The organism is Ideonella azotifigens (assembly GCF_006519715.1).
Taxonomy (GTDB): domain Bacteria; phylum Pseudomonadota; class Gammaproteobacteria; order Burkholderiales; family Burkholderiaceae_C; genus Ideonella; species Ideonella azotifigens.
Map to the genome: position 1 here is coordinate 1 of NZ_VIDT01000972.1, position 1,593 is coordinate 1,593.

The window sequence follows — 1,593 nt, forward strand, 5'->3', positions numbered from 1 at the left end:
GCGCGGGCGCGCTGGGCGCCTTGCTGCAGGATCTCTTCGAGCTGCTCCGGGTGCGCCATCAGCGTGTCGTAGCGCGCGCGCATCGGGCCGATGTGACGGTTGACCTGCTCGAACAGGCGCTGCTTGGCATCGCCCCAGCCCAGGCCGGCACGCAACTCGGCGCGGAAGGCAGCGCGTTCCTCGGCGGTGGCAAAGGGGTCGAACAGCGCGATTAGCGTGCTGCCTTCCGGCTCCTTGGGTTCGCCGGGCAGCTTCGAGTCGGTCACGACGCGGGCAATCGCCTCGCGCAGCGCCTTCTCGCCGCCTTCGAACAAGGGCACGCTGTTGTCGTAGCTCTTGCTCATCTTGCGGCCGTCCAGGCCCGGCAGCAGTTCCATCTCGGGCTCGACGTTGGCCTCGGGCAGCACGAAGTGCTCCCCGAAGAGGTGGTTGAAGCGCTGGGCCACATCGCGCGCCATCTCGATGTGCTGGATTTGGTCCTTGCCCACCGGCACGCGGTGGGCGTTGAACATCAGGATGTCGGCCGCCATCAGGATGGGGTAGCTGTACAGGCCCATGGTGATGCCGGCATCCGGGTCTTCGCCAGCGGCCACGTTCGCGTCCACCGCACCCTTGTAGGCATGGGCGCGGTTCATCTGGCCTTTGCTGGTGACGCAGGTCAGCAGCCAGGTCAGCTCGGGGATCTCGGGAATGTCGCTCTGGCGGTAGAAGACCACGCGCTGCGGGTCCAGCCCGGCGGCCAGCCAGGTCGCGGCGATCTGCATGCGCGAGCGCTCGATGCGGGCCGGGTCGTCGCACTTGATCAGCGCGTGGTAGTCGGCCAGGAAGAAGAAGCTCTCGATGCCGGGTTCGCGGCTCGCGGCAATCGCCGGGCGGATCGCACCGACGTAGTTGCCCAGGTGCAGGATGCCGGTGGTGGTGACGCCGGTCAGGACGCGCTGGGTCGATGCGGAAGACATGGGCAGCAAGGCGGGAATCGGAATGGAGGAAGCAGGGAGCTTACGCATTGTCGCAAGCTTCCCCGCGCTGCGCCTTCCCTTGAATCCAGGGACCTTACACTCGGGTGAACCCTTTGTCGGCCGGAGTCTTCCCCTTGGTCCTGCGTGCCTCGTTCCGGCAGCTGCTGCTGCTGGCTTTTGTGATGATGTCGGTGATGCTGGGCGCCGTGTCGCTGAGCGGGCTGCAGGCATTGCAGGGGCTGCTGGCGAAAAGCCGCGAGGCGGGTCAGCAGGCGATCCAGCTGAATCTGGCGACCGGCGGCCTGGTCGAGCGCAGCACCGACATGGAACGCGCTGCGCGCCAGTACCTGGTGCTGGGCGACGGCGGCCTGCGCCAGCGCTTCGAAGACGCCTCGCGCGAGGCCCGCGGGCTGCTGGCGCCGCTGCTGAAGTTCAAGCCCACCGCGCTGCTGGCCCAGCAATGGGTGGGCAGCGTCGGCCAGGTCGGCCGCCTGCTGGACGACCACGGCTTGCCGGCCGGTGCGCAGGACCAGTCCGTCACCGCCGAATTTCGCGTACTGGAAGACCTGACGCGGCGGCTCACGGTGCAGGTGCAGCAAAGCATTGCCGAGCGCAACCAGGCGCTGCAGGGCGC

1 protein-coding gene and 1 pseudogene are annotated in these 1,593 nt (G+C 67.9%); one reads left to right on the plus strand and one right to left on the minus strand.

What is annotated here, in order from left to right; all coding sequences use genetic code 11:
* On the minus strand, positions 1-959 hold a 959-nt coding region (trpS, locus tag FKP22_RS29760), incomplete at its 3' end, for a tryptophan--tRNA ligase (RefSeq protein ID WP_141291834.1).
* A 134-nt stretch (positions 960-1,093) separates the two neighbouring features.
* On the opposite strand from trpS, the pseudogene FKP22_RS29765 reads away from it, so the two are divergent.
* A pseudogene (locus FKP22_RS29765) lies at positions 1,094-1,593 on the plus strand (two-component sensor histidine kinase); the annotation flags it as partial.